The sequence below is a fragment of the Gammaproteobacteria bacterium genome, from assembly GCA_034522055.1.
Taxonomy (GTDB): Bacteria; Pseudomonadota; Gammaproteobacteria; order JAABTG01; family JAABTG01; genus JAABTG01.
Genome location: JAXHLS010000002.1, coordinates 2,619,159 through 2,644,475, shown reverse-complemented (window position 1 = coordinate 2,644,475; position 25,317 = coordinate 2,619,159). Strand labels below are relative to the sequence as shown.

The 25,317-nt window shown below is 56.4% G+C and carries 20 protein-coding genes and 1 pseudogene; 7 read left to right on the top strand and 14 right to left on the bottom strand.

Annotated elements, in window-relative coordinates:
* Positions 1-28: 28 nt before the first annotated feature.
* Positions 29-226 carry a hypothetical protein gene (locus U5S82_12845; protein ID MDZ7752528.1) on the top strand — a complete coding sequence of 66 codons (198 nt, stop codon included), beginning with the start codon at positions 29-31 and terminating at the stop codon, positions 224-226.
* Positions 227-1,127: 901 nt separating this feature from the next.
* On the opposite strand, the pseudogene U5S82_12840 reads toward U5S82_12845, so the two are convergent.
* Positions 1,128-1,244: pseudogene (locus tag U5S82_12840) on the bottom strand (transposase).
* A gap of 393 nt (positions 1,245-1,637) precedes the next feature.
* On the opposite strand from U5S82_12840, the gene U5S82_12835 reads away from it, so the two are divergent.
* On the top strand, positions 1,638-3,266 hold the full coding sequence (locus U5S82_12835) for a glycosyltransferase family 39 protein (protein MDZ7752527.1): 1,629 nt from the start codon (positions 1,638-1,640) through the stop codon (positions 3,264-3,266).
* Positions 3,267-3,332: 66 nt separating this feature from the next.
* On the opposite strand, the gene U5S82_12830 is transcribed toward U5S82_12835, so the two are convergent.
* Positions 3,333-4,523 carry a glycoside hydrolase family 127 protein gene (locus U5S82_12830; GenBank protein ID MDZ7752526.1) on the bottom strand — a complete coding sequence of 397 codons (1,191 nt, stop codon included), beginning with the start codon at positions 4,521-4,523 and terminating at the stop codon, positions 3,333-3,335.
* A complete protein-coding gene (locus U5S82_12825; GenBank protein MDZ7752525.1) occupies positions 4,513-5,256 on the bottom strand; it encodes an AAC(3) family N-acetyltransferase in 744 nt (247 codons plus the stop codon). Before U5S82_12825 ends, U5S82_12830 begins: the two co-directional genes overlap by 11 nt.
* Positions 5,257-5,662: 406 nt before the next feature.
* Between U5S82_12825 and U5S82_12820 the strand changes: the two genes are divergently transcribed.
* The 4 genes from U5S82_12820 to U5S82_12805 all read left to right on the top strand — a co-directional run bounded on the left by U5S82_12820 (position 5,663) and on the right by U5S82_12805 (position 11,213).
* The gene (locus tag U5S82_12820; GenBank protein ID MDZ7752524.1) at positions 5,663-6,703 is read left to right on the top strand and encodes a glycosyltransferase; all 1,041 of its coding nucleotides are present in this window, start codon (positions 5,663-5,665) and stop codon (positions 6,701-6,703) included.
* A 187-nt stretch (positions 6,704-6,890) separates the two neighbouring features.
* Positions 6,891-8,153, top strand: coding sequence for a glycosyltransferase family A protein (locus U5S82_12815; GenBank protein MDZ7752523.1), 1,263 nt, complete (start codon positions 6,891-6,893; stop codon positions 8,151-8,153).
* Between the two features lie 87 nt (positions 8,154-8,240).
* The gene (locus U5S82_12810) at positions 8,241-9,131 is read left to right on the top strand and encodes a sulfotransferase (protein MDZ7752522.1); all 891 of its coding nucleotides are present in this window, start codon (positions 8,241-8,243) and stop codon (positions 9,129-9,131) included.
* Positions 9,132-9,227: 96 nt separating this feature from the next.
* Entirely contained in the window at positions 9,228-11,213 is a 1,986-nt protein-coding gene (locus U5S82_12805; GenBank protein ID MDZ7752521.1) for an acyltransferase family protein, read from the top strand.
* A 39-nt stretch (positions 11,214-11,252) separates the two neighbouring features.
* On the opposite strand, the gene U5S82_12800 is transcribed toward U5S82_12805, so the two are convergent.
* Positions 11,253-12,701 carry a lipopolysaccharide biosynthesis protein gene (locus U5S82_12800; protein MDZ7752520.1) on the bottom strand — a complete coding sequence of 483 codons (1,449 nt, stop codon included), beginning with the start codon at positions 12,699-12,701 and terminating at the stop codon, positions 11,253-11,255.
* Positions 12,702-13,088: 387 nt separating this feature from the next.
* On the opposite strand from U5S82_12800, the gene U5S82_12795 reads away from it, so the two are divergent.
* Positions 13,089-15,023, top strand: a complete 1,935-nt coding sequence (locus U5S82_12795; protein ID MDZ7752519.1) for a glycosyl hydrolase family 28-related protein — start codon at positions 13,089-13,091, stop codon at positions 15,021-15,023.
* Positions 15,024-15,292: 269 nt separating this feature from the next.
* Here the strand turns inward: U5S82_12795 and U5S82_12790 are convergent, their stop codons facing one another.
* The 10 genes from U5S82_12790 to U5S82_12745 form a co-directional block, all read right to left on the bottom strand.
* Positions 15,293-16,183: a sulfotransferase gene (locus U5S82_12790; GenBank protein MDZ7752518.1), complete on the bottom strand. Its 891-nt coding sequence runs from the start codon at positions 16,181-16,183 to the stop codon at positions 15,293-15,295.
* Between the two features lie 257 nt (positions 16,184-16,440).
* Positions 16,441-17,259, bottom strand: coding sequence for a class I SAM-dependent methyltransferase (locus tag U5S82_12785; GenBank protein MDZ7752517.1), 819 nt, complete (start codon positions 17,257-17,259; stop codon positions 16,441-16,443).
* A gap of 46 nt (positions 17,260-17,305) precedes the next feature.
* Positions 17,306-18,736: an oligosaccharide flippase family protein gene (locus U5S82_12780; GenBank protein ID MDZ7752516.1), complete on the bottom strand. Its 1,431-nt coding sequence runs from the start codon at positions 18,734-18,736 to the stop codon at positions 17,306-17,308.
* A gap of 41 nt (positions 18,737-18,777) precedes the next feature.
* Entirely contained in the window at positions 18,778-18,990 is a 213-nt protein-coding gene (locus U5S82_12775) for a hypothetical protein (GenBank protein MDZ7752515.1), read from the bottom strand.
* A 9-nt stretch (positions 18,991-18,999) separates the two neighbouring features.
* A complete protein-coding gene (locus tag U5S82_12770; protein MDZ7752514.1) occupies positions 19,000-20,055 on the bottom strand; it encodes a glycosyltransferase family 2 protein in 1,056 nt (351 codons plus the stop codon).
* Positions 20,056-20,355: 300 nt separating this feature from the next.
* Entirely contained in the window at positions 20,356-21,204 is an 849-nt protein-coding gene (locus tag U5S82_12765) for a glycosyltransferase (protein MDZ7752513.1), read from the bottom strand.
* A 17-nt stretch (positions 21,205-21,221) separates the two neighbouring features.
* Positions 21,222-22,325, bottom strand: coding sequence for a glycosyltransferase (locus U5S82_12760; protein MDZ7752512.1), 1,104 nt, complete (start codon positions 22,323-22,325; stop codon positions 21,222-21,224).
* Between the two features lie 39 nt (positions 22,326-22,364).
* Complete coding sequence (locus tag U5S82_12755; protein MDZ7752511.1) at positions 22,365-23,090, bottom strand: FkbM family methyltransferase; 726 nt, start codon at positions 23,088-23,090, stop codon at positions 22,365-22,367.
* 47 nt (positions 23,091-23,137) lie between these two features.
* Complete coding sequence (locus tag U5S82_12750; GenBank protein ID MDZ7752510.1) at positions 23,138-24,142, bottom strand: glycosyltransferase family 2 protein; 1,005 nt, start codon at positions 24,140-24,142, stop codon at positions 23,138-23,140.
* 168 nt (positions 24,143-24,310) lie between these two features.
* Complete coding sequence (locus U5S82_12745; GenBank protein MDZ7752509.1) at positions 24,311-25,297, bottom strand: polysaccharide deacetylase family protein; 987 nt, start codon at positions 25,295-25,297, stop codon at positions 24,311-24,313.
* Positions 25,298-25,317: the final 20 nt, after the last annotated feature.

The following is a 25,317-nucleotide window of genomic DNA, read 5'->3' as shown; positions in this document are numbered from 1 at the left end:
CCAGCCTCACGACCCAGGAGACCACATCATGAGTATGAAAGTCTTGCGGCTGTACACGCACTGGCAGGCGGAAGACGCCTATAGTGTGCTCACCTTCATCGACGAGCTGCGCGAACAGATCATCAATGAATATGGCGAGGAGATCGTGCAGATGCTGCAAGAGGCCCGTGCCGTCGGCGAAGAACAGCAGCTGGAACTGCCATTCGCTGACGTAGCACAGTTCTGATCGAGAAACCTGCGTGCAGGATCAGTGAGGAATGAACGCGGGCGGGAAACCCTCACGAAAAGTGAAAATGGTACCCTCGAAGACTGTGCTTACACTCAACAAAAGCCCCACCTAGCACTGCAGCCGTAAAGAGGGCCAAACCTACGCTGTAGGCCCCAAAGACATTCTCATGGTGGCTGACTCCAAACAATACATTAAAAATTGACAAATAATAGAAAGAGGCAGGGCCGTAAAAAACGAAGACCGGGCTTCCGAATTCACCGTTTGCATCAAAGATCCATCGAGGATAGAGGTCACCGTCTAGTAACTGGCTTGTGAACAATGTGGACCACCATCTATACACCTCGTGGTCCGCACCCGTCGCGTACCCGAACGCAAGGAGAGGCAGGTGAACGAGCGCTGCGACTACAACAATTGATCCTGCAATGGTCAAGCCCCAACTTTGTTGAGCTTTCCATAACAAACGAGTTGCGTATTGACTCCACATGTATATCCCATCCATATTTCCTAAGACAGCGCGAGAAAGCAGCCTGTCGGACTTAACACCGGCAGGCAATCAATTGTTGCCTGCCTGACGCGATTTTCACCATAACGGGGCATTTTTTTTGGGGCTTCACCGCCAAATAATCCCAAATCGAGCAAAATCTTCCGCATTTTATGCCCATCGGACGGTTTGCAGGCGCAATACAGCCATGCGTTTCAAATTCCATGCGAGACAGGCCAGCGTCCACTCGGCACCGACATTGCCCAACCCACGGAGCCCGGCCGGCAGCTCCGACCTTGCGCCGTATCCCCTCATCCTGTCCTTCTCCCCGGGGGAGAAGGGACCTTATCGGAGACGGCGGAGGAGGCATCCGGGCCGTGCCATTGGTGACGACGTTTCAGGTTACTCCCTCTCTTTGTAGTACGTGGCATCCGAGATCCCGTGCTTGCGGCAGAGCTCCCAGACTTTCATTCCGGCGTCCGCCTCCTTTAGGATGGCGATGCTTTGTGACTCGCCAACTCGTTGCTTTCGCATGTGCCCCCCTTGGCCATAAGATGCCAAAAAGCTCTACGAATGACCTGTCGCGCGTTTGCAGAAGCTTACGCATAGAGCGACTCCATCACGGTGTTTCGGAAAACATGAGGCATACAGTTCGCCAGTCGCTGGGTGGATGCGGTAACAGCGAGCAGATGACGTGCGCGGAGGCTTGTCCCACGACATCCCGGCTCGCCGTCCCGAAACGCGTGCCAATGACTTGGCCACCGTGCTAAATTTTCCATGCTCCATCCGATACCTCCAGATCACGACGTGAATTGGCGTTTGCCTCGTTGATCTTATCGGATGGAGCGCTTTTAGTTCGATGGATCAAGGGCTTACTTAAGATCCTACGTATGAACAGCCGTTCACTCAAGAAAAAGGATGTGAAGAATGTCTTCTCAATTTCCGGCAGCAACGACCACTGCGCTATCACGCTTACAATTGATTGCCCTAATTACCATTACCCTAACCATACTATTCTCAGTTCCCGAACGTTGGGCTTTTTCTCCGGACGCCGGCGTCTATGTTGGAACCGCCGCTTCCTTGCTTGAAGAAAAACGCTATTGGTTCAACGGCGAGCCCAACCTCTTATACTATCCAGGAACAAGTTTAGTCATCGCAAGCTTGATGTCGATCGTAGGAGAGAATTTTTTTGCCCTTCAATTACTGTTTGCTTTCTTTACGGGAGCGGCAATATGGCTTACTTGGGCGTATTTTAGAAAGTCAGATAATCGATGGGTCGCTTTTCTGACACCGATCTACGTCTCTCTGAACGCCATATTGCTGGCCCAAGCGCACAGCCTCCTATCAGACATTCTATTTCTAAACGTAGTTCTTCTTACAATGATTACATGGAGACGATTCATTGAAGAAGAAAACGCTCGATGGTACTTCCTTTGCGCCGCGCTCGTTTCATTAGCACCGATGTTTCGTTTTCACGGCCTTTTCTTAATTGCAGCCTTTGGAATCGCCGTACTTGTATATCTTTACCACACGAATCGTCTTTTTTCACGTTATGGCATTAAACAACTGGCTATTGCATCGGTTACTCTTATACCATTCGCACTGTGGACCATACGTAATTACGTATTACACACGCCCGAAACCTATAACATGGCGAACAGATTTTTCTTCGGGTTAAGCGGCCTCTCAATATCTGGCCCAGGATTCGGGATGGCCGACTGGATAGATGCCGCGTGGAAAATACCCATTTACCAGATCATGTATCTCTTTGGAGGCATTGGACGCAGCTTTTTCGGCTCCCTGGGACAACATATTCCTCTAGAGGCCGCAACCGCCTGTACATTGCTACTATTGCTTATTGGGGGTGGAGCCTGGATACGAAAGGCGTCACCGCATGAAGTTTTTTCACTGGCGTTCATTCTTATCGTTTTTGCATTTACGAGTGAAAAATTTATTGGCAATAATAGCCTTTACATTTTGCAGCGCTACTGGCTGCCCATTTTGCCTTGGCTTGCTGCGTTCTTAATATATGGTGCAACCACGATTGTGGATACGCTTTCCTTAAAGCCATTTAGGAAGATCTTCGGCGGAAGTTTTGTATTGCTCATCTTGTTTTCCGTAGGCGGCGGAGTTTTTGGTCTCGCCCAACTCGCTTCTGCGGAACGGCACTCAAATCTACATGCGCGATGGAAAATAATAGACGGTGTTGTCGATTACACCAAGAAAAACGTCCCCGACGAAAGCCGACTCGCAACAACCGACTGGGGCGTGGCACCTTTCCTGACCCAACGACGATCCTACCAAGTACTTCGCTCCTCTTGCATTAGACCCTCCTTAAAAATTATTGAAGAAAAAGGTCTCACCTACCTCGTTATTTTTCCAGGCGGCATGCGTGGCGATCTCGCTCGGGAGATGGTTCGGACTTTTCCGGACCTTTTCGTACCAATGTACGAGACGGCCCACGGGACGCCTTCTTACAGTGGAGTATTTAGAATCGAAAGGGGCCGTTTATCCGAAGCAATCGCGCATACGATATGTGATTGGGATAAGGACTGACTGAGTGGCGTCCCCAGCAACTGCTCTTGGGTGCCTCGGAAAAAGTGCCGGATAAGCATCAAGATCTCAATTACCGTGGGCCGGGGCGATGGCGTGTTCCATCATCAGGGCATCGGCGAAGAACTTGGCGGCCCAGTTGGGATACTGCCACGGGTGGTAGCCGCCGTTGATGGGGTGGGAGCCCTTGATGCCACCGCGCTCGTCCAAGGGCCCATCCAGTGTCTGGGTGGTTTTCGTGAAACCGTTGATGCGGGTCACCGCCTCCCGGAAACGCTCCTCCCCGGTGATTTGGTACAGCCGGCCCCAGTTGATGGCGATCTGGGCGTTGCCCGTCAGGCACGACCACTTCACCGTAGGCCGCCACTCCCGGTCGAAGCGCCCGGGCAAAAACCCGTTGGCGGGGAGGGCCGCAGCCAGGGCGTCCCCCACCTTGACGGCCGAGGCCAGGAAATCCTCCCGCCCCGTGTAATCCCCCACCTCCAGGAAGCCCCGCATGGCATAGGCGATGGTGTGTACGAAGGGCTGGGTGTCGTCCTGCAGGCAGTTGTGGGCGTACCAGCCGTTGTCCCGCTGCTGGGCCAGGGCCCATTCCAGGTTCTTCACCGCGCCGTCCAGGAAGCGCTGTTCGCCCGTGATGCGGTGGACCGCGGCTATGCCCCAGGCCGAGCGGGTGTTGTATAGATTGACATTGCGGGTGGTCATGGGGGAGCCGAAGCGGCGCCAGCAGCCGTCGTCGTCCTGGGCTTCGCAGAGCCAGTGAGCCGCCCTCGCAGCCGCCTCCCGGTAGCGCTCGTCACCCTCTTCCTGGAAGGCCCGCACCCAGCCGAACAACACCTGCCCGGTGTTGAAGACAGTGGGCTGGTCGGAATCCCCAATGGCGCCCGCGAGTACACCGCCGTCGGGCAACTGGATCTCGCACTCCCAGTCCGTCATGCGCCGCGCCCGCGCGCGAGCTTCCTGGTCGCCGGTGAGCGCGGCATAATCGTAGAAGGTGGGGATGATGTAGCCCGTGGTCTCCGGGTAGGAGTTGGCCCAGTGGGCATACTTCACCAGGTAGGTCTGGGCCACGCCGTCATCCGCGGTGACATCCTGGGCCCGCTGTAGCCAGGCGATGGCGGCATCCAGGTGAGTGCGGATATCCGCCGGAACAGTCGCACCCCACCCCATGGACTCCGTTCGCACTCTCGCCCAGCGGCCTACCCGGGCCGCGAGGCTGTTCTTCATCACTGGAGGAGCGCTCTTGTTCTTAGCGTCCATCCCGAGCCTCCCGCGCCGGCCCTACCGGCGCATCGAAGAAACCGCGGCCCTGGGCCGTCATCTCATCCACCGCATCCGCCATGGCCCGGGCACCCACCAGAAGCAGGCGCGTATTCCCAACGCGGGCGCGCTGAATCACCCCCCGCTCATCCAACTCTTTCACCAACCGTTCCTCCCGGCGCATCTGGTTCGCCACCCGGTTCAGCACCTTTACGGGCACCTCCCGTTCCTGGCCTTCGTAGTCTAGCACCGTGCCCGCGAGAGGTTCGGGCTCGTAGAGCGGAAATGGGAGCGTTTCCGCAATCCGATCTTCCAGGAAATGGGTGTATGTAATGGTGGAAAAGGGGGCGTCTACGCAGAGGATCTTCGCATCCAGCTCCAGCAGCCTGGCGAAGGGCGAGGAGGCCCCAAAGGGCTCCAGGGCGTCCTCATGGCCGGCCAGGAACCACTCGGCCCGGTCTCCCCAGGCCAGCAGCGGGTGGGTAGGACTCAGGCTGCGGCGCACCCCGGCCGAGCGCCGGAACACTTCGGTCAGCAACCCCATGCGGGAGGGACTGCGGCGCACCTTCATCACGCCCTCTCCTTCCAGAAATTCCCGGGAACTCTGGTTGTGATAGGTCATTGACGGCATCACGATAAGTCCATCGGATGTAACTGCCCTCCTGAGGCCTTCAACCATATCCGCCGGGGTCCCAGCAAATCCGCTAAACGGCAACCAGGAAGAGTGCACCATGAGGACGTCCCCTTCTTTAACACCTCTACTGGCAATGCTGTCCACGAAATCATCCACCGTAAAACGAAAGAAGACCTTGGTTACCAACCCTTTTATTTTTCTTACAAAAGGCATCCCGCTCGTCCTCATGCATTCGCTATACGCAAGGGCCGTCGTCCATGGCGCACCGTATGAACCGCAATTAGATTAACCAGCTACCTGCAGGAAACACTGAGAGAACCCCAGAACTGAACACCCGTATACTCCGAGGAATGCGGCACCAATCACACTGTGCACCCATCTTCGCCTCAATGCGTGACCGCGCCCCCAACTCAACGTCAATCTAAGGAGCACGCACTCGACCGACCGCTAAAGATATGGTAAACGAAGACGATATAGCTTAGCCAACCATGCCCGAGAACACAATATGGTACGCAACTCACAACTAAAAATAGGCGTTGTCCTAAAGCCCCTATTCCTTGACCGGGCTGGTGGCTTACAGACCCAAGTCATCGAAACAATCGCCGCTCTCCGGGACATCGACATCCAGGTTATCAAGTTGACAGCCGAAAATAATAATTTAGCCGAAATAAGTTGTATTCACATCTTCGACTCGGAAGGCACCGATGATGCCATGAAGTGGGCAAAACGGCTCGGCAAGCCGGTAGTTTTATCACCGGTTATCGCACCAACATGGACTGGCCGCAAGGCAAGGAAAGCAGAACTCGTATCAAGCTTTGCCCGGTGGTTTACCAACAACCGCGTTCACACGACTTTCGAACTGGAAAAGAACACAATAAAATCAGCTGACCGCCTCGTTGCGCTGAGCACCGCCGAGCGCTCCGTACTACTCTCTGCTTTCGATGCTGATCCGACCCGGATTCGAATCATCCCGAACGGCGTAAACAGCGTCTTCTTCGATGCACGTCCCGAGTTATTCAGCGAGCGTTATGGCCTCGAACCTGGATTCGTATTGTGCGTCGGCAGCATATACCCATATAAGAATCAACTCGGATTGGCCGAGGCCTTGAAGGGTACCAAAAAACAAATAGTCTTGATTGGACGAGAGTTTGACCCCGGCAGCGGCTACCTCGCCCAAACCCTGAAATTCAAAAACGTCACTCACATTGGAACGTTACCAAGCAACGACCCGTTATTGGCCGCCGCCTACGCCGCTGCCGGCGTGTTAGCCGTTCCGAGCGTCAGCGAGGTGTTTCCTCTCGTTGTTCTGGAGGCCCTCGCCGCCGGAACGCCAGTCGTATTAACGAAAAACACCGCCCTGGATATAGAGGCGATAATGCAACACGTAACATTGGTCGACGCGTCCAGCCCTGCTCAGATCGCTCACGCTATAAGTACCGCCCTCGCCATCCCTAATGATAGAATCCTGTTGTCTGCGTCCGTTCGAGACCTTGAGTGGAAAAAGGTCGCGTTAAGCCTCGGAGAAATGTACGAGGAACTGCTTTGAAGCCGCCCCCGGCACGACGTTCCACATAAATACAAACGAATACTGCGTATGAAAAACCAGCTTAGATTAGTTAATGAAGAATCCCTCAAGGCCAAACCAGGAGCCGCGGACACCAGCCCATTCGGCCAGATTTGCACCGGCCGCCTCTACGGCATCGTCCCAAACAAGCCCTCCGAGCGAGTATATCGTGGTGTCTAATAACCGGGTCTCCGTACTGCTGTCCACCTATAATCGCGCAGATTTCATCGGCGTGGCTCTGGATAGCATCTTAGGTCAAAGCAAACCACCCGACCAAGTCGTCGTAATCAACGATGGCTCCACCGATCGAACCGTTGAGGTCATTGAAAAGTACTTAGATCAAGTCACCTATCTAGAACAAGAGAATGGCGGGAAGGCATCTGCACTGAATAATGCGATGCCTTTGATAGACGGGGATTTCCTGTGGATATTCGATGACGACGACATCGCTTTCCCCTATGCCCTCGAAATTCTCTCCCGAGCGCTATCTGAAAACGCAGACGCGGCGTTCGCCTACGGCGGTTACATTGCAGTGAAAGACAAAGGCTACGGTGCTTTAGAAAAGCTCAAGGAAGTGCCGCCGCTAGAGTTGACAGATGACGAATTCCTGTCACGGCTCATGTATGGAGACTTTCTGGGTACACCGGGGATGCTGTTTAGAACCAGCGCAATGCGTTCCGTTGGTCTTTTCGACACGGCCCTGATGCGCTGCCAAGATTACGATATGAAGCTCAGGCTCGCCCGCCGTTACCGCGTCGTTCGGGTTGACAGCTATCTGTTCAAGAGGAGATATCACGACCAAGGCTTACGCGGCGGCAAGAATTCGCCCTTCAGCATGCGAGATTTTGGTGCCGTCGCGCTGCAGTACGAAGGCATACTATTCGAGAAGGTCCGCGACAACTTCGGCCTTATCGACTTCTTACCGGGCCGGCCCGTAAACCGAGAAGGCCACTCCACGGTCACAGGCATACGCCGACGCGAAGCACTATTTCAACGAATGCGAGTGATGGCCGTTCACGGCCTGTGGGAGTACGCCGTAGACGATTTATCCGCCGCAATCGATAATCTGCTCGAATCAGGTGCCCCACCCTTATCGTCCGCGGAAAAATGGTGCTGTCATGACGCGATGTCCGACGTATTTTCGACTACGAATCTATTAGAAAAGAACAGGCACACGGTGCACCGCATCAGACTATTGTGCCGGCAAGAAGGCGCGGCTGCAGTCATTCTCGAATTATCAAAGGGCTTGGCATATGTCCGTCCGCGGCTTTGCCGAAGCTCACCTGACCCGGGATCGAAGATGGCTCGTTATTTTCGCCGCATTGCCTGCAACCTCCGCATATATTGGGCCATCGTCCGTTGGCTAGGAATCAAAGGTCTCCTTCAAGGAGCGCGCGCCAAGTTCATTCCGCCAACCCGGGGCCTAGGCTAGCGTGTAGTTAGAGATATCATTGTCCTCACAGATCCGCACTGCACATCAACATTCTGGCTATCGCTGTTCGCCATTGAGAAGACCAAAATGCACCCTGTTATAGCACCCATTTTCTCCAGGCTTCCCGTCGTCTGGCGCATCTCTAGTCACACCAGGCAAATCGAACTTTACTTGGCTAGTTCTTTGCGTAACGCCACTTACAAACTCGGCCTTACGCCAGCTCACAGAAACTACACGCGGTTTATAATTCTGTCTCGATCACGGTCCGGCACAAACTTTCTTCGCGGGCTCTTGAACTCCCATCCCGCCATTCGCTGTTTTAGCGAGGTATTTGGCGCTCCAGACAGTGTTAAATGGGGCATGGACGATCTGCCTGATCACGTCTCACACCACACTCGTCAGATGAAGAATCGTCCCGACCGGTTCGTCGAAACCAAGGTGTATGGTCCCGTACCATCACGAATACAGGCTGTGGGATTCAAGATCTTCTATTATCATGCGGCCGAGGCTCCGACGCAGCATATTTGGGACTGGCTACATCACCACTCCGAAATCAAAGTGATCCACATGATGCGCCGCAATCTTCTCGACACGGCGATCTCCTTGCGCCTGGCACAGGCTTCGGGTAGTTGGAAGGTTTCAAAAGCATCACCAAATACCGGGTCCGACCGAGCTGGGCCACTGGTCTCTATCGACCCGGACTGGTGCCAGGAGGTATTCGAGCAAACAACCATTTGGCAAAAGTCGGCCGAGAAATGGTTTTGCGACCATGACATTTTAAATCTTTATTATGAAGACCTGAGGGAAGACCCGAACCGTGAAATTAAACGCTGCCTAGATTTCCTTCATTTACCACAAGCAAAACTCGATCCCAATACAATTCGCCAATCAAAAAAAAACCGCGCCGATAAGGTGGCCAACTTTCAGCGGCTAAAGGAACACTTCTCTGGAACAACTTGGCGGCATTTCTTTGATTAAACGTTTATTGAGGGCTTCCCTGCATGTCTATCAAGAAAGGATGCTTCGTTCGCCATCGCCCCTGCCCGCTTGTTTATACCTTCAGGTAACTTGGGAATGATTTATCGTCCCGAAATAGACGGGCTACGCGCTGTCGCGGTTTTACCGGTAATGCTGTTTCACGGCGGATTCGAGGGCTTCGGAGGCGGGTTCGTAGGAGTAGACGTATTCTTCGTGATCAGTGGCTATCTGATTACGAGCATTATCTTGGCAGACAAAGAGAAGGGCCGATTTTCCTTGTTGACATTTTATGAACGCCGCGCCCGACGTATATTGCCCGCTTTATTTTTCGTCATGGTGGCCTGTCTGCCGCTCGCATGGACTCTTCTTGGCCCGAGTGAACTCAAGGATTTCTCGCAAAGCCTCTTTTCCGTTGTCTTCTTTGCGTCCAACTTCTTATTTTGGATCGAGAGCGGTTATTTCGACGCCGCGGCGGAACTTAAGCCGTTACTTCATACTTGGAGCCTCGCGGTGGAAGAACAGTTCTATTTGGTCTTCCCGCTGTTACTGATGCTGTTTTGGAGGCTCGGCAGGAAAGCGATATTTATTGGGGTCACTGTCATCGGTGCGGCCAGCTTGGCGCTGGCGGAGGCGTGGGCGTCAAGCTTTCCATCAGCAGGTTTTTTTCTTCTCCCGACCCGTGCCTGGGAACTAATGTTAGGGGCCTTGGCTGCCATTTACTTCACCAGTAGCGTCGGCCAGACTCACCGTCTCGGCAAGAACCCCCTGGCAAACGACGCATTAAGTTGGTTGGGTCTCGTCTTGATCCTCGCCTCTGTTCTGGTATTCAACGAAGAGCTGCCATTCCCAAGTGTCTACACCTTGGCTCCAACCCTCGGCACCCTCCTCATAATCTTATTCTCGTCCCCCGCAACCACCAGCGGCAGGCTCCTTGGCTCCGGGCTTTTAGTGGGATTAGGGTTGATAAGCTATAGTGCGTATCTCTGGCATCAGCCGCTTTTTGTTTTCGCAAGACACTATAACGCGGTAGAACCAAGGCCAGAAGTATTCGCAGGGCTGATAGTAATTACTATTTTTCTTGCATATCTGAGTTGGCACTACATCGAACGGCCCTTTCGCGGAAAAAACCGCATCGGTAGAAAACGCGTTTTCCAGTTCGCCGTTGCAGGGTCCTGCATCTTCGCGATAGGCGGCACCGCGGGTCATATCTCGAATGGATTCTTAAAGCAGAAGACGACCGACCATCAGCGCACCCTGTTAGCATCTGCGCAGGCCAGTCCGAAAAGGCAAGAGTGTCATACCGATGGACCAGGCTACCGCAAGCCTGGCGACGCTTGCGCGTACTTTGGTGCGAAAGCCTCCTGGGCGGTTTTCGGAGACAGCCATAACGTTGAGCTTGCTTACGCACTTGCGAACGAACTTTTACCCGACGGCATAGGGATCCGCCATTATACGATCAGTGACTGTATCCCTTCCTATGGAAAGGACGGCAAAGACGATCATTGCGCGCGTTGGACTAACGAGACTGTAGAATATATTGCTTCTGATCCTACGATTGAGGCTGTGGTCGTTGGATACCGAATTCATTCGGCGCTGTTTGGAAGACATGAGAAGGTATTCCCAAAGCTGCCGAATAATAACAGCGAACTGCATAGGGCACGGACATGGGCGGCGCTCGAGAAGACGCTCCAACGATTTGTCGATAGTGGAAAGCATGTGTTCTTCGTTCTCCAAGCGCCGGAACTGCGTGCACCAATTGAACGACTAGTACTTAAAGATGGTTATCACGTGAAGAAAATAGTCAGTGTCGAGCGGGCGTGGTGGGAACAGCGTTCCTCCTATGTGTCGAACAGAATCGCTTCACTGCCCCGGGGGGTAAGCGTCATCGATCCGGCGGACCTCTTCTGCGATGAAAAGTATTGTTATGCGGCAGTGGGACTGGAGGCCTATTACTTTGATGACGACCACATGTCCGTGGTCGGCGCTTCAAAAGTCGCCGAGGAAATACGACGTAGACTCCAACAAGCGCCGATTAATGAACATATCCCCAAAAAGCCAACGCGTCAGGCGTTGAATTTTTGAGCGCTTGCCAATAAACCGTTTTTGATCTGACAGGTCATGTCAAATCGGAAACCGCACGCGAATACGTTGCCATAACGGTTGTAGTTCGTGCTGCAGTGGATGGCGTAGTATGTAAACAAGAAAAAGCCAACCGGCTGAGAAAGTTGTTCCGAGCAGGGCAAAGCGCACAACAGCAGGTGGTTCCCAGCTCTGGGCGGCAATATCAATCAGTAACGGCGCGATAGCACTGCCCAGCGCCAGGAAAAGGCTTTTGCGACACGCCTGTAGGATAAAGAGCAGCTCGAAAGATAGGGCATTGCGCGCCAGGTGATAGTACACGGCGACGCTGATGACTGATATTGCAACGAAACTGAATGCTACGACGTGTAATGAAAAGAGCGCGCCAATGGCGATGAGCGTTATCGCCGTTGGTTGCACTATAAGCTGGTACTTCAAAACGAATCTGACATACCCGGCTGCGAGCAGCGCCGGCGTAACAAAAGTCGTCAACGTCGAAATGGCGCCGCCAATGCAGAGGATGCGCACGATGGGGACAGCCTCGGTCCACTGATCACCGAGTAATAGATCTATGATGATATCGGCCCACAAAAAAGTAAAAACGAAAAAAGGCCATGCGGCTGCCGAAAGGAGGACCAATGCCCGCTCATGGGCGGGAGCGAGTGGTTTACCCTCCCGATAGAGGCTTGCGAAAGCCGGCAGGGCTACCGGGCTGATCGCCTGATTCACAAGCTTGGTGAACATTTTTACGAGGGATTGGGCGCGACTGAACAGACCGTTTGCAGTAAAACCCAATAGGCGCCCGATAATAATATCCGGCGCTGCAATGGCCAATTCCGACAGGAGGGTCGCCCCTGTCATAGGCTTCGCGAAGCGAAGTACGGTCCTGGCTTCGCGCAGGGAAGGAACCAAACCGATCAGATCAGGCCGATAAGCGTAGCTGACAAGAACCGTAGCTACGCTTGCGGCAACGCTACCCCACGCCAGGCTCATTGCACCGTATCCCAGCACGGCCAAAGCCATGGAAACGCCTGCCTGAACTACGGCGCTGGCGAAATGGATGACCATCAGGGGCGCAAAGTGCATTTCGCGACGAAGGAGCGCGTGCACGATGGAACTGAACGGAAGGAGAAAAAATGTCAGCGCGACAACAGTGACCAAGGCCTCGATCCGGGCTTCCTGGTAGAACTGACCTATAGGGCCGCTCACCGCGATCATCAAGGCGCCAAGTAGCCAGGCCAGAATCAGGGTAATACCGAAGGCAGCGCGAATCTTCGCATTTGTGAGTTCCTTCTCCTGCACCAGATAACTGCTGGCACCAAAATCACGCAGGGCCTGGGCGACTGCGACCAGCGAGAACGCCAGAGAGAACATGCCTATCTCTCCTGGCGTCAGCAGCCGCGCAAGCACCATCGTTGAGACAAGCTGTATCAGCACCGCCAGGTAGCGGTCCAGGAAGGAGAATGCGAGAGATTTTCTTATTAAGCTCACTATCTTCTCTGCGGGGCGGCCTCTGGTCGAAGGGGTGCCAGGGTGGCAAACACGCCATCAATCCCCGTGTCCGACTGGGCTACCGGCCTACTGAAGTAAAAGCTCATCCCTGGCGCCGTATTTACCAGGCATCGAAGCAGTTAAACTAACCTAGAGATCGGTCAATATCAAAGAAAGCCGAGCCTGGCAGGACCGCTCCATCACTGTCGGCTGATCCCTTCCAGGCATGTCTTCCGGGAACCTTCGCCCGGCGTTAATATCAGAGCCTATAGCATGTTTCAACGGACACATCTTCCGCAACAACGCTGGCTCCGTTACGTGATGGTTTCGACGGCTTGCCTGTTGTCTGCCTGTGTCAGCCAACCCCCTGTGACGAACGGCGGTGGCATGGCTGACATGGAAGAGATCCCCTCTGAAGAAGAGTCGCCGCCCCCAGAGGCCTCCCCTCTAAGAGCTGAAGGTCCGGCAGACCGACAAGGCTCAGAAGCCGCGCCTCCACCCGGTTTTCCAGATTCCAGCCCTCATGAGGCGCCTTACTACAAGGCCGAGTTGGAGCAGGAGATCCGGGAGCTTAAGCGCGAGCGCGATGAGCTGATGCTCAGGTTCACGGACCAGCATCCCGATGTGCTTTTCGTGGATAGACAGCTTGAGCGGCTGGAGCAACAGCTACGCATCGCCCCCGAGGCCCCCCTCCGTGAAGGAGTGCGTGGGGATGAGTCAGGAGACGAGACGATTCGACCGTCACGGCCACGGCAAGCAGAACCTTCGCCACCAATAAGGGCCAGGACCCTGCCGGACGACTGGAAACCCCACATCCTCGATCCGGAGTCCGACCTATTCCTTGCGGACTTCTCCTATGCCGGATACCAATGGGGGGAGCGACCCATACCCAGCGCGCCTGCGGACGAGATTGTCCATGTCGAGACCTTCGGCGCCGAAGCGAGCGACGGCAGGGACGATACCGAGGCCGTACTGCAGGCCTTGAAACGTGCCCATGAGAAGGCAGGTTCAGTCACGGTTCAGTTCCCGCCAGGACGTTTCATCATATCGGACATCCTGAGGATCAGCCGCAGCGGCATCCGCCTGCGGGGCAGTGGCGATGAGGAGCACCGGACCCGACTCTTCTTTCCACAGCCGATTCTGGAGCTACCGCGTATTCCACCCGAGATCCAACGACAGCGATTGCGTATGGAGCGAGAGAACAATCGCCGTGGTGATGAACTGTTTTCGCCGGCATCCTGGACGGGAGGGATGATCTGGATAGGTCATCCTATGCCGCCCGAGCGCCCTGAGCCACTCGCACATGCCATCCGCGGCAGCCAAGGGAAACACACCTTGGAACTCGAGGAGCAAACAAATATCCGAAACGGGGAACTCATCGAGGTCGTGTGGTGTACAAGGCGGTGTGATTCCGTCGCATTTACGGACCATGTCTTCGACGCTCAACCCGTTAAGCTAGGCGATTTGACAAAACGTAACATCAGGAATGGTCTTGTTCGCCAGTATGTGACGGTCGAAAAAGTGGATGGTACGCGGTTAATTATCAAGGAACCGCTCCTGCACGACGTCCTACCCCAATGGGGTATCGCCCTAAGACGAACCGCCTTTCTGCACAGCATCGCTCTGGAGCAACTGCATATCGAGTTCCCCAATAGGCGGTATGGAGGACATTTGCTGGAGGATGGGTTCAACGCCGTCTATGTGCGCGACGCGGCACACTCCTGGGTGAAGGACGTGGTGGTCGAGAATGCCGACAGTGCGTTCATCGTGGCCAGGAGCAAGAATATTAGCCTGGAGAATGTGAGGACCGTAGGGCGCGGTGGACATTACGCAACAGGAGTCATGAATTCCACGGATGTGCTGGTCAGAGATTTCGACTTTAAGGCCCCGAGCGTACATGGGGTCAGTACCGGTTTCGGCGCCGAACGCGTTGTTTTCACGAATGGCCGGATCCGGGAAATGACGATTGATCAGCACCATGGGGCCAACCAGCAAAACCTTTTTGACAACCTGGTGTTTCGGTTGCGTGACGTCTCCCGCCTATTCGACCACGGCGGATCGTCACGTTGGGGCCCCGCCGCCGCTGCATTTACCGTCATCTGGAACACCCGTGTGGACTTTAGCAAGCCTGGGCGCCCCCGGCTCGCGGACGGCCCCTCCGCCCGAATAATCGGACTGCACGGAAGTGCGCCGTTCGAGATTGACTATGGGCCCAACGCCTGGATTGAAGGTTTGAACACACCGGTTACAACGATTCCTTCTTTATACGAATATCAACTCAAGCAAAGGCTTGACCGAAAGCACCTCGACCGAGACGATTGAAATAAAAGGTCTATGCTGTGGCCTTTGTATTCATTGTCCTTTCAATCGCCCATTACCGCCTACGAAGGCAAAGTAGCTCTTTCCGTATTGGGCACCAGCCCGCGCCGTTCCCTTGGGCAGATCAACGTCGGTTGTTTCGATGCGCGCGCCGGGGTTGACGTACCGACTGGATTTCGCTTGCGTAAGTCAAGAACCGACCCCGATATCCGTGAGAACCGAGCCCGATATCCGTGGGTGACGGGCATGGGCCTGACATCCAGGTGCGGCTTTCATTTTACGCCAACACAAGGGCGAACGGCCGCCGTACCAGGTTCGCTCGCTGGATAGTAATTACGGTCGTACAGATTCTGAAGACCAAATGCACAGAGGATTTCATGCATCTGTTCCAGATCAGCCACGTCCACGTTCCGGTGCCAACTGCCCAGGACGTCCCTGCCCGTCTTAATTGCACTTGACTTCTGTGCCATCGCAGAGGGATGCCCCAGCTTACTATAATCGAAGCCTTGGTCGTCTATTCCCGCATAGCGGAGCAGAAGCGGAACGGTATTCTTCGGCTGGGTAACGAGATGCTCGTAGAAGACCAAATGAAAGTCCCCGGGCTTGAGCTGACGCAGTGGCACCAGTGTCTCTACGCACCACAATGCGATGTGACGACCAAAGTCGTTTTGTACGGACTCCAGAAGTGACCTCTGGGGCAGAAGGTGCTCCTCTACCAGGTCGGGCTGGGCCAGTAACTCATCCAAAATCGTTTTCCAACCAAGCTGAAGCTTCGACATGGCAACCGCGCCGGGATGACGCACCAGCAGGATGATTGGGAGGTCGGGATATCTCTCCCGAATCCAGCCGAGCATGAGATTGATCCGGATCTCCTTGACCAACCGGCGACGGGCCAGGATACGCCGGTTGAACCGGTCGCTCCAGGGGCTTCGAACGCGGCCAGATAGAATGTTTTCTACTGCCTCCTCAAGCTGCGGGTAGACCGTTCCCGGACGTAAGTATTGCCGGTAATGAAAAGGCTGCCAAACCCTCACCAAACGGCTATGGAATGGCTCAAAGAGCACGCGGAAGTCGTTGTGGTGATTGATTACGTCCCCGACCCAAGTGGTGCCGCTTCGCCCGGTACCCGCGAGAAGTACCGTGGCTTCGGTGGACAGGCCCAAGTCAAGCAACGGAGTCGGCATGACCTTATGTATATAGCGAAACAATTGTGTGCTCTAAATTAGTTCTGAAAAATCCCGCCTGCGTAACTTCCGCGCAAGGAATCGGCGGAATCCCGCTAAATCATTGGCTAACGGCCGGTGAAGCGCTGTATGCTGGCAGCAGGTCACCGCCTAATTACGACGCCAGCGGAAAAAATAGACGGGCTCCAATGCTTCCGGGATCTGGTCACGTCCAATCGGCGCACCCAATAAGGGGTTCATGCCTGCGCGACAGCGAGTAAGCGCCGACAATCCCGTTCCTGCTCGACGTACAAAAACCTTTGCAGATAGCGTTTCATGAATAGGTGATTGAGTCGTCGATTTGTGACCACAAACTGTCTGCCGGCCCCACCAAGCAAGAATTTCGCAACGCGAATGGAAAAATCCCGCCGGCTGTCGAAATAACTTATTCGTTCCACATGGAAATGCTCACTGAGTATCGCGCGTAGCTGTTCTGCATCGAAGTGCTGAAAGTGTTTGGGTATAAGCGGGCTGTTTTTGTGGGGAACCGTTAGAATAAGCCTGCCACCGGGGGTAAGATGATGCCGTATAGCGGCAAGAAAGTCGGGCACGAGGTTAGGCTCAATGTGCTCAAGCACTTCCACCAGGGTGGCAACAGCAAATCTTTCATCGAAAGGGTTTGTAATGATGTCCCTTGCCTCGAAGCGTAAACTTGGATTGAAGGCCTTTGCATATGCGATAGCCGCGGCGCTGTAGTCGACTCCCAACATCCTGGTTTCTGGAAAACCCTTGCTTGCTTCAGCGAGAAACCTGCCGTCGCCACAACCGATATCGATGAGGGTGGCAGGCTGGTAGCGGGCAACGGCTGCAGAAACAACTTCAAGCCCCCCCATATATCGAAACCCCCAACTGTAGTGGCGGGTCTGGCTAAACTGGCTCAAACCGAGCTGTGGGATATAGTGATAGGGAAATACGTATTCGGCTTCTTGCAGTTGAGCCTGCGCGCTCGACTCCGGCGAAAGTCGCTTTTTCGCGCCAGCGTGTTCGTATTCATTCGGAAAATGTGTCGAGGCCATGGTGGTTTCCTGAGGGTTAAAAGCTCATAGCGGCGTGGCCGCCACGTCAATTTCTATTACGGATTGCGCGAAACATATTTGGCTTTGGAACCGTCCCGATCGCCAGCGCCAATCCCCACAGTAGCGAAAGACCGATGGTTAAACCGAGGACCGGGTGTATATCGTCCAGACTATACGTGACGCTTATGGTAACCAGGACGACGGCCCCTGGTGCCGTAACGCTACCGGCGAGATCCATGGAGTCAGTCTTGGATAGTAGGTAAAGTTGTACGCCGAAAATTGACAACAGGCCCAAACCTGTGGCGAATAGGGCACCTTTCAGGTCGCAACAGCTTACCAGAGGCACGAAGGTGGCCGTAAAGATGCCCGCACCGACCGCCATCGCCATCGCCAGCTGTAGAAACTGCCCGTGAGCGATGAGCACACTCCGCAGGCTGGTCACCCAAAAGTGGAATCCCACCAGCAGAAGCGCCCATGGGAGTAGGGCTTGGACGCGGGAAAATTCGGGACCAAAAATTCCATTAATGACATATGGTCCCACTGTGAGCCCACCGATCACCAGCGTACCGGCCATCAACCAACCCGCCCGTAGAACACTCCGTACGAATAGAGACGTCTTTCCGTCTTGACGTTCCGAGGAACGGGTTAGCACGGGAACGGCAGCCAAGCCGAGGGACGAAGCCATGCCTCCGAGTATGGTGAAGAACTGTACCGCTAATGCGAGTTGCCCCAGGCCTGCCCCGACGCCGTTGATGTGCCGGTAGAGCACAAGAGGACCTTGCATCAGCCAAGCCAGCAAGGCGGCCACAGCCAGGAAGGGGAGGCCCGCCAGGAGCAGACGCGCCATGGGCGCGAGGTCCCACTCGGCGCGCAGCTTCTGCTGGACAACGCGTCGAACCAGATACAAACCCGTTGCGCCCTGAAGCAGCCACGCCGCGGCGTGTACCGCCGCCAGCGCCTCGACCCCAAACCCGGCCGCCAGCAGGATTAGACCGATGGAAACCTCCAGCAGCCTGAAGACCAACTCCTGGGCCAGAATGAATCCCGATGCCTCCCGGCCCTTGAATATCGCCTCGGACCAAGCCGCGAGGCCACGACCCACCAGAGCGGCTGAGAAAAAAAACAGAAGCGTACGGCCTAGAGGCTCGGTTTCGAGCCACCATCCGAGCGCTAGGCAGGACGCTGCGACTAACACGGTGCTCGCTGTCCGCAAAGGCAAGCTGATACCCAACAAGTGCAGCGAATTCGCATCGCGCCGTCCAAGCTCCCTTAGGAGAACGAAGTCGATGCCGAGTATGGTCAGTGGTAAGAAGAGCAGATACCAAGACAGGCCGTAATTGAAGAGACCGTAGAGTTCGGGGCCCAGCAGGCGCGCGATAACGAGAATGTAAACGGCTCGAGCAGTAATTGTGACTCCACGGGCCAGCATCAAGTAGGCCGTATTCCGAAGAATCGAGCGGACGCCGGCATTCTCCATAGCAATATCTCAGGGGGTAACGGACACGGCCGAGGGGGCCATCAAGAAGGCGCGACGAGCATGTTGCTCATCTGCACGGTGTAGAGGGCGCGCCTACCGGCATGTGTCGACTTAAAGACGATTTGCTCGGCACTTAGCGACCGGCGGGTATGCAAGTCGTAGCGCAACTCTTCTCCAGGGTAACCGCGTCCAGGTGCAAAGGTGCCGAGGCGAGCTAGCTTGCCTTCCTTAAACTTTTCAACTTTCGTTTTCATAATTCAATGTCAGCGTGGTCGCGGTACACCAACGAGCCGCCGCCGGACAAAGTCATGCCCCTCTTCAAGAAACACCGGCAGGTGCGGGACCAAGGCGCGCAGGGTGGCGACAACCACGGAGAAGCTGCGGCGGCCTTGCCCTTCCGCAAACAAGGCGCGCACCAGGCGGCGCAGGGCGAGGCGACGGACGATGCGTTTCTCCGCCGCATTCAGGCAGTCGCGCCGGATAAACTCATCGGCCAGACTCTGCACAGCTTCGAACGATGGTGCGACGTGCTCCGGACGTGTATGGAGCTGCCCGTGGTACAGCGCATAAAACGCGAGGAGTTGGGGATGTCGTTCGAGGACTCCCGGAAGCTTGAATTCCAGGAAGTCCCGGGCGATGCGGATCGACAATTCGGCCTGGCTGCCGCGCTTCGTGGTGGAGATGTTCGTGGAATGCATGCGATAGCCCACCAGGACCTCGGGAAGGACGACCCCCTTGCCCCGCTTTGCGAGGGTACACCAGAGACCATAGTCCTGGGCGGTCAGCAGGGTTTCATCGTACAGAACGGGGAGCCCATCGGGAAGGAGGCGACGAAACATCGCCGACGGATGCGCCAGAGGCGGTCCGAAGAAGAGGTCCCATTCGAACAAGGAAGGGGTGGCACCCCTGATGTCCGTCTTCTGGACCCTGCCGTTCTCGTCGATGGTTTGATAGCCGGTCCCACACAAAAGATAGTCGGCGTTATCCTGAAGAAACCCCACCTGTCTTTCCAACCGCGGTGGAAACGATAAGTCGTCCGCGTCCATCCGGGCGACCAGGTGGCCGCGCGCTGCCGTCAAAGCAACATTCAGGGATTTCGTCAATCCCAGATTGGTCGGATTGGTCAGAATGCGGATCCTGGGGTCTCGCACGGCAAAGGCTTCAAGGAGACCCGGGGTCCCGTCCGTGGAGGCATCGTCCACGATAAGAAATTCGAAGTCGGCGAACGACTGGCCGAGGATGCTCTCTACCGCCCCGGTAACGTATCGCTCCTCGTTGTGGACCGCCATTACGACGCTGACGGGAGGGGGATCTGACATTGTAGCCGTGGCGTTTTCCATTTGAGTGGCGTTAATCGAACCGGACGAGCAGCCGCGCCCGCAACCCTTGCGGTACGGATGCGGGATGACGGTCTTCGTTGTGCCGCCACTTCACCAAGGCCGGGTTCTGCTGGCCGATAGCGGCACGGCCAGAGCACTTCTTGAATCGTCTGACTGCGAAATCCTCCATGCGTCCTTGCAAGACGACGGTCCGGGGCCCTCCCGTCGAGGTATTTGGCCCCTCCCTGTTTGACGCCCTGCTGAAACAATCCCAGAACAGGCGGGCACGGAAACCGCGCACTACGTCTGCCTTGTGTTCATACGCTTGCCATGACGGTAGCCGGCGGCGTAAAAGGGCAGTACCACCGGCAGTGCGACGTAGTCCCAGAAACCCAGAGGGTTGGACGGATTGGGTGCGCCACCGAGTTGTGCCCTCCCCACCCCTGCATAAAAAAAGCGCCTGAGCAGCCAACGGTACCGAAGACGTTCCGGCAAAATCTGGTGATAGACGTGCGTACCCCCGTCGTAAAGGGTCTTCAAGCCGAGGATTGCAGCCCGCCGGCACAGGTCGGATTCTTCTCCGCCGAAAAGGATGCCTTCCCGGCGACCCAGCTTTTCGTCGAAATAGGCCTGCTCACCCAGCCTAGCGCGGTGGATGCCAAAACTGGCGCCGACCACCCGGTGAATCGCGCGTTGTTCCTCTCCCAAGTCGTACAGGGAATACTGATCCTGAACCAGGCGCGACCGGGCAATCAGTAACGGGCGCCCGTGCCATTTCGGTAGGATTTTCGTTCCTGCCACGCCAACGTCGTCCGCGCTCAATGCATCTCGCAGGGTGGCCGCCCAATCCGGCTGCGCAATAGCGTCGGAATCGATATAGAGCAGCATGTCTGCGGTCGCTCGCCGGATCGCCTCGTTTCGCGCATATGAGAGGCTGTTCGCGGGGATCGTCGCGTGCACAAAGGTGATACCGGGCCGGCTGAGTTGTTCACAGTGTTCCCGTATCCCCTCCGTCGGAGTCTGGTCGAGAAAAAGCACTTCCGCGGCGATACCTTCTTGGGATGCAAGGCTCTCCAGGGTTTCCAAGATGAGCCAATCCGGCTCCCGATAACGGGTGAGCGTGATGCTGACCTGCGGATGTTCTGGCACTCCTTACGCCTCCTTGCTCAAGGTTGTGATTGCCCACGCTGCACTGCCGACGCCAGAGATTGCCAGGTCAAACGCGCGGCGAACTCTTGGACGTGCGGTCGAAGCGCCTCCAGCTGCCCCCTCGATAAAGAAGACAAGACTTCCGCCAACGCATCAGGGGATTCCGGTGGCACCAGAAAACCGGTGCGGCCCTCTTCCACTACATCCGGCAGCCCGCCGACCCGGGTCGCAACCACCGGTTTACCATAGCGATAGGCGATAGGGATCACCCCGCTACCGGTCGCGGAACGGTAAGGCAGAACCACGAGATCCGCGCGCTGGAAAAGGTTGGCAGTATCCGTTTCCGAGACGTACCGGGCGATGACCTCAACCTTGGCATCGAGGCCGCTGGCCGCCAAACGCCGCCGCAGTTCCTGTTCCCCCTCCCAGAACTCGCCAGCCACAGTGAGGAAGATGTCGCTGCCGTGGAGCAGGCTCATGGCCTCAATGAGGACGTCGAGACCCTTGTAGGGGCGCACGAAGCCGTAAAACAGCAGTTCCAAAGCGGCGCGGCGCGGCAAGTCGGCCGTGGGCTCTGGGAATTGGTCGTAGATGGGATGGGGGTGGACGACAGCCGCCGCGCCGGGCACGAGGTCCCGCAGACGGGCTTCCTCAAAGTGACTGTGAACCACAAACCGGCTGCCCCGCTGCAGCACCAGTCGCGCGAGGGCACGCTTCCAGAAAGCGGCCTCGTGATCAACGACGTTGTGGCAGAAAAACACGACCTCGATACCATGTCGGCGCAGGGACCACGCGATATACGCTAGCATTGGGCCGAGAAAGAAGGTCCACCAGGGTATGAGAACGAAGTCAGGCCGTTGGCTGCGGACCACGGCCACAGCCTTTCGCCAAGTCAGCGGATTAATCGAATCCAGTAGGTAATCCGTGTGTGGTTCATGATAATTATTGTATTCCGCATCACGGTCGCTTTCGCCGGGAAAGAGCCACAGGGGATAGAGCCGTTTAAACGACAGGATGCGGCATTCGCCCTGGTCCGCAAGGGCCCGCGCCAACAGAGTGCTATGTTGCGCAATTCCACCACGAAACGGCAAAACCGGGCCGATAACCAGCACGTTATCCATCTGTATAAACACCTGAAGCAGGTTGCTGGAGTGGGCTACTCATGCTTCATCCAGAAACAGCTCGTGGTGGTGATGTTTGAGGAAGTAGGTATTGAGACCACCGGAGCCGGCCACGATCTTCGTGCCCTCCGCTCGGTACGGCGCATAACCCAAGGGGCTTAATATTTGCATTACTGCATCGCTGCACCCTTCGGTGATCACGACAGGTTCGGATTCCAGAGTGACGAAGGCACCTTCCAGGACACTGGCCTCCATGCCCTCCGCGTCAATCTTCAATATATTCGGCGTGAGCGCCAGATCATCCAGTCGGATGATGGGAACACGCAGTTCCTCTACCGCCGCGCGCCGCTCATTGAAACAGGCAAAGTGCTCGCCTTTCAGAAAAGACCGCGCCATTGAGAAGTCGAGGGAAGCGCGGGTATCCCAGAACGTATACCCATAGCGTGGAACAAAGAGACACAGCTCGCCGGTGGCCCTGCCGAGGCCGACTGCGTATACCCGGACGCCCGGATACCGACGTTTCAACCCATCCGAGAGAACCGGGTTGGGCTCGAAGGCGTGAATCACGGGCTTGGCGAGTACACATCGAAATGACTCAATCGACTGCCCTCGGTTAGCCCCAACGTCGACGACCACGGGCATGGCTATGGCCAACTTCCTGAGGGGTTCGAAATCCGCCTCGTGAGGACGCCCCAGCAACCGCAGGCGGGCGTCCTTCAGGTGGCGTAGTGTAAGCAGGCTCTTACTGGGCAGATAAGAGGCCATGCATCGCGCTATCCGAATCAGTTGTTGATTCATATGTGGGACTGCATCTATCGCGATCCCGCTTCCGCATCCTTGCGCTCATCGCCGGTTTCCGGTGCCCTGCCCGGGCCTTGCATGCCCAACTCCTGCCGCTTCAACCGCTCCAGGGTCATCTCCAGCAACTGGCGGTTGAAGGAGATCAGGTCCGCCACCAGGCCGGCCATATAGGCGATGAAACCCATCAGTACCAGTACGCCCCCCAGAACCAGGGACTGGATGTGACCCGCGCCGCCTTCGGTGAAGTAGAAGTAGACGAAGCGCAGGATAGGCACCAAGCCAAGCGCTGTCAGGGTGGTGCCAATGACAAAAAACACCTTGAGCGGCTGGTACATGGCGTACATGCGTACGATGGTGCTCACTTGGCGGGTGATGAACGAGCCGATACCCTTGAAAAGGCGTGATTCCCGAGTCTTGGGGTTCGTGCGCACGGGCACGGAGGTCACGGCGATGTCGCGCTTACCGGCCTGGATGACCGTCTCGATGGTGTAGCTGAAGGACGACACGACGTTGAGCCGGATGGCGGCCTCCCGAGAGAAGGCCCGGAAGCCGCTCACGGTGTCCGGCACCCAGATGCCCGCCAGCTTGCGCACGATGCCGCTGCCGAGCCATTGCAGGAATTTCTTCACAGGCGAAAAGTGGGCAATCTTGCCGGTCTCCCGGTCGCCGATAACCAGATCCGCAGTGCCCTCCAGGATGGGCTTTACCAGCTTGGGGATATCCTGGCCGAAGTACTGGTTGTCGCCGTCGGTGTTGACGATGATATCCGCGCCCCGCTTGAGGCACTCCTCCAAGCCCCGCCGGAAGGTCCGCGCGAGCCCCCAGTTGCGCCGATTGACGATGATGTGGTCCACGCCGATCGCCCGGGCCACCTCCGTGGTGCGGTCCACGCTGCCGTCATCGATGATCAGCACCTCCACCCGGTCGATGCCTGGAATCTCCCTGGGGATGTCGGCCACGGTCTGGGGCAGGGTGTGCTCCTCGTTGAAACAGGGAATCTGGACGATCAGCTTCATCTTCTATGCCATCCGCTGGATGTGGGGTGCTTCGCCATCTTTGATAATCATACCGTGCTCCCGGGTCCCGTGGGCGCCGGCGTCAAACCCCCAATTAGAGAATGGAGCAGGGATAAAGCGGGATGGTCCCCAACTAGCTTTGGCGCTAATCATCAATCTGTCGCCTCATCACTCCACCAGGCGAAAGTAGTTCTGTACCATGTGGTACATGAACCTTGTCGGGGTGCGGTCCCACGGAGTGAACCGCGGGAGTTGGAAGCGGTCGGTGTTGCGGTCGGCCACGCCCCAGCGGGTGGAGGCGGCCGCCATAAATCCCAGGCGCCGGATCAGGTCCACATGCACCTGCTCATAATCGTAACCGGGAATCCCGTTGGGATACGCGAACAGGCGCACCTTTTCACCGATGACCCCCTCCAGCACCTCCCGAGCGCCGGCGATCTCGGCCTCAGCCTCGGACAGTTGCAGTTTTTTCAGGATGGGGTGGCTCTTGGTATGGCAGGCCACCTCCATGCCCGCGGCGGCCAGGGCACGCACTTGGGCATCGGTCATCATAAGAGACGGGGGACGGGCCCGGGAGCGGGTGACGATGGCCTCCACCTGCCGGTCCCGCTCGGCCCGGTCCAGGTGCTTCAACTGCTTGATGATGATGCAAGCGGTCTCCTGGCGGGCCTTCTCGGTGTCGAGGGGATACTCGCCCAACCCGAGGGCTCGCAGGTCCAGGCGCTCCCCCGCCATGGCCCACACACTTTCGGCGATGGCGTCGTTGAACATGATGCCGCCATTGAGGAAGTCCGTGGCGATGAAGAATGTGGCGTGCAGCCCAAGGTCCTGCAGGATCGGCAGGGCAAGGGCGTGGTTGTCGGCGTAGCCGTCATCGAAGGTGATGCTCACCGCCCGTGGGGGAAGGGTGCCCTGGGCCAACCGCTCCACGGCCTCGGGCAGGGGCAAGGGGTTCAGATATTCCTTTACCAGGCCCATCTGCCACCGGAAGGTGGCGGCATCCACATCCCCGGCGTAAATGGAATCAGGGGCATTCAACACCCGGTGGTAGACCAGGACAGACAGACGCCGGCGTCCCGGGTCCCGCAGGGCCAGGTCCAGAGCCTTGCGGAAGCCGCGCAGGGCAAGGGTATTGGTAAAAGAGAGCCTTTCCATAGGGTTTATAGGGGTTTCAC

Excerpts from the sequence above, each read along its gene's own strand:
- U5S82_12845 (MDZ7752528.1), top strand. The coding sequence starts at position 29 with ATGAGTATGAAAGTCTTGCGGCTGTACACGCACTGGCAGGCGGAAGAC.
- U5S82_12835 (MDZ7752527.1), top strand. The coding sequence starts at position 1,638 with ATGTCTTCTCAATTTCCGGCAGCAACGACCACTGCGCTATCACGCTTA.
- U5S82_12830 (MDZ7752526.1), bottom strand. The coding sequence starts at position 4,523 with ATGGACGCTAAGAACAAGAGCGCTCCTCCAGTGATGAAGAACAGCCTC.
- U5S82_12825 (MDZ7752525.1), bottom strand. The coding sequence starts at position 5,256 with ATGGTGCACTCTTCCTGGTTGCCGTTTAGCGGATTTGCTGGGACCCCG.
- U5S82_12820 (MDZ7752524.1), top strand. The coding sequence starts at position 5,663 with ATGGTACGCAACTCACAACTAAAAATAGGCGTTGTCCTAAAGCCCCTA.
- U5S82_12810 (MDZ7752522.1), top strand. The coding sequence starts at position 8,241 with ATGCACCCTGTTATAGCACCCATTTTCTCCAGGCTTCCCGTCGTCTGG.
- U5S82_12805 (MDZ7752521.1), top strand. The coding sequence starts at position 9,228 with ATGATTTATCGTCCCGAAATAGACGGGCTACGCGCTGTCGCGGTTTTA.
- U5S82_12795 (MDZ7752519.1), top strand. The coding sequence starts at position 13,089 with ATGGCTGACATGGAAGAGATCCCCTCTGAAGAAGAGTCGCCGCCCCCA.
- U5S82_12785 (MDZ7752517.1), bottom strand. The coding sequence starts at position 17,259 with ATGGCCTCGACACATTTTCCGAATGAATACGAACACGCTGGCGCGAAA.
- U5S82_12780 (MDZ7752516.1), bottom strand. The coding sequence starts at position 18,736 with ATGGAGAATGCCGGCGTCCGCTCGATTCTTCGGAATACGGCCTACTTG.
- U5S82_12775 (MDZ7752515.1), bottom strand. The coding sequence starts at position 18,990 with ATGAAAACGAAAGTTGAAAAGTTTAAGGAAGGCAAGCTAGCTCGCCTC.
- U5S82_12770 (MDZ7752514.1), bottom strand. The coding sequence starts at position 20,055 with ATGTCAGATCCCCCTCCCGTCAGCGTCGTAATGGCGGTCCACAACGAG.
- U5S82_12760 (MDZ7752512.1), bottom strand. The coding sequence starts at position 22,325 with ATGGATAACGTGCTGGTTATCGGCCCGGTTTTGCCGTTTCGTGGTGGA.
- U5S82_12755 (MDZ7752511.1), bottom strand. The coding sequence starts at position 23,090 with ATGGCCTCTTATCTGCCCAGTAAGAGCCTGCTTACACTACGCCACCTG.
- U5S82_12750 (MDZ7752510.1), bottom strand. The coding sequence starts at position 24,142 with ATGAAGCTGATCGTCCAGATTCCCTGTTTCAACGAGGAGCACACCCTG.
- U5S82_12745 (MDZ7752509.1), bottom strand. The coding sequence starts at position 25,297 with ATGGAAAGGCTCTCTTTTACCAATACCCTTGCCCTGCGCGGCTTCCGC.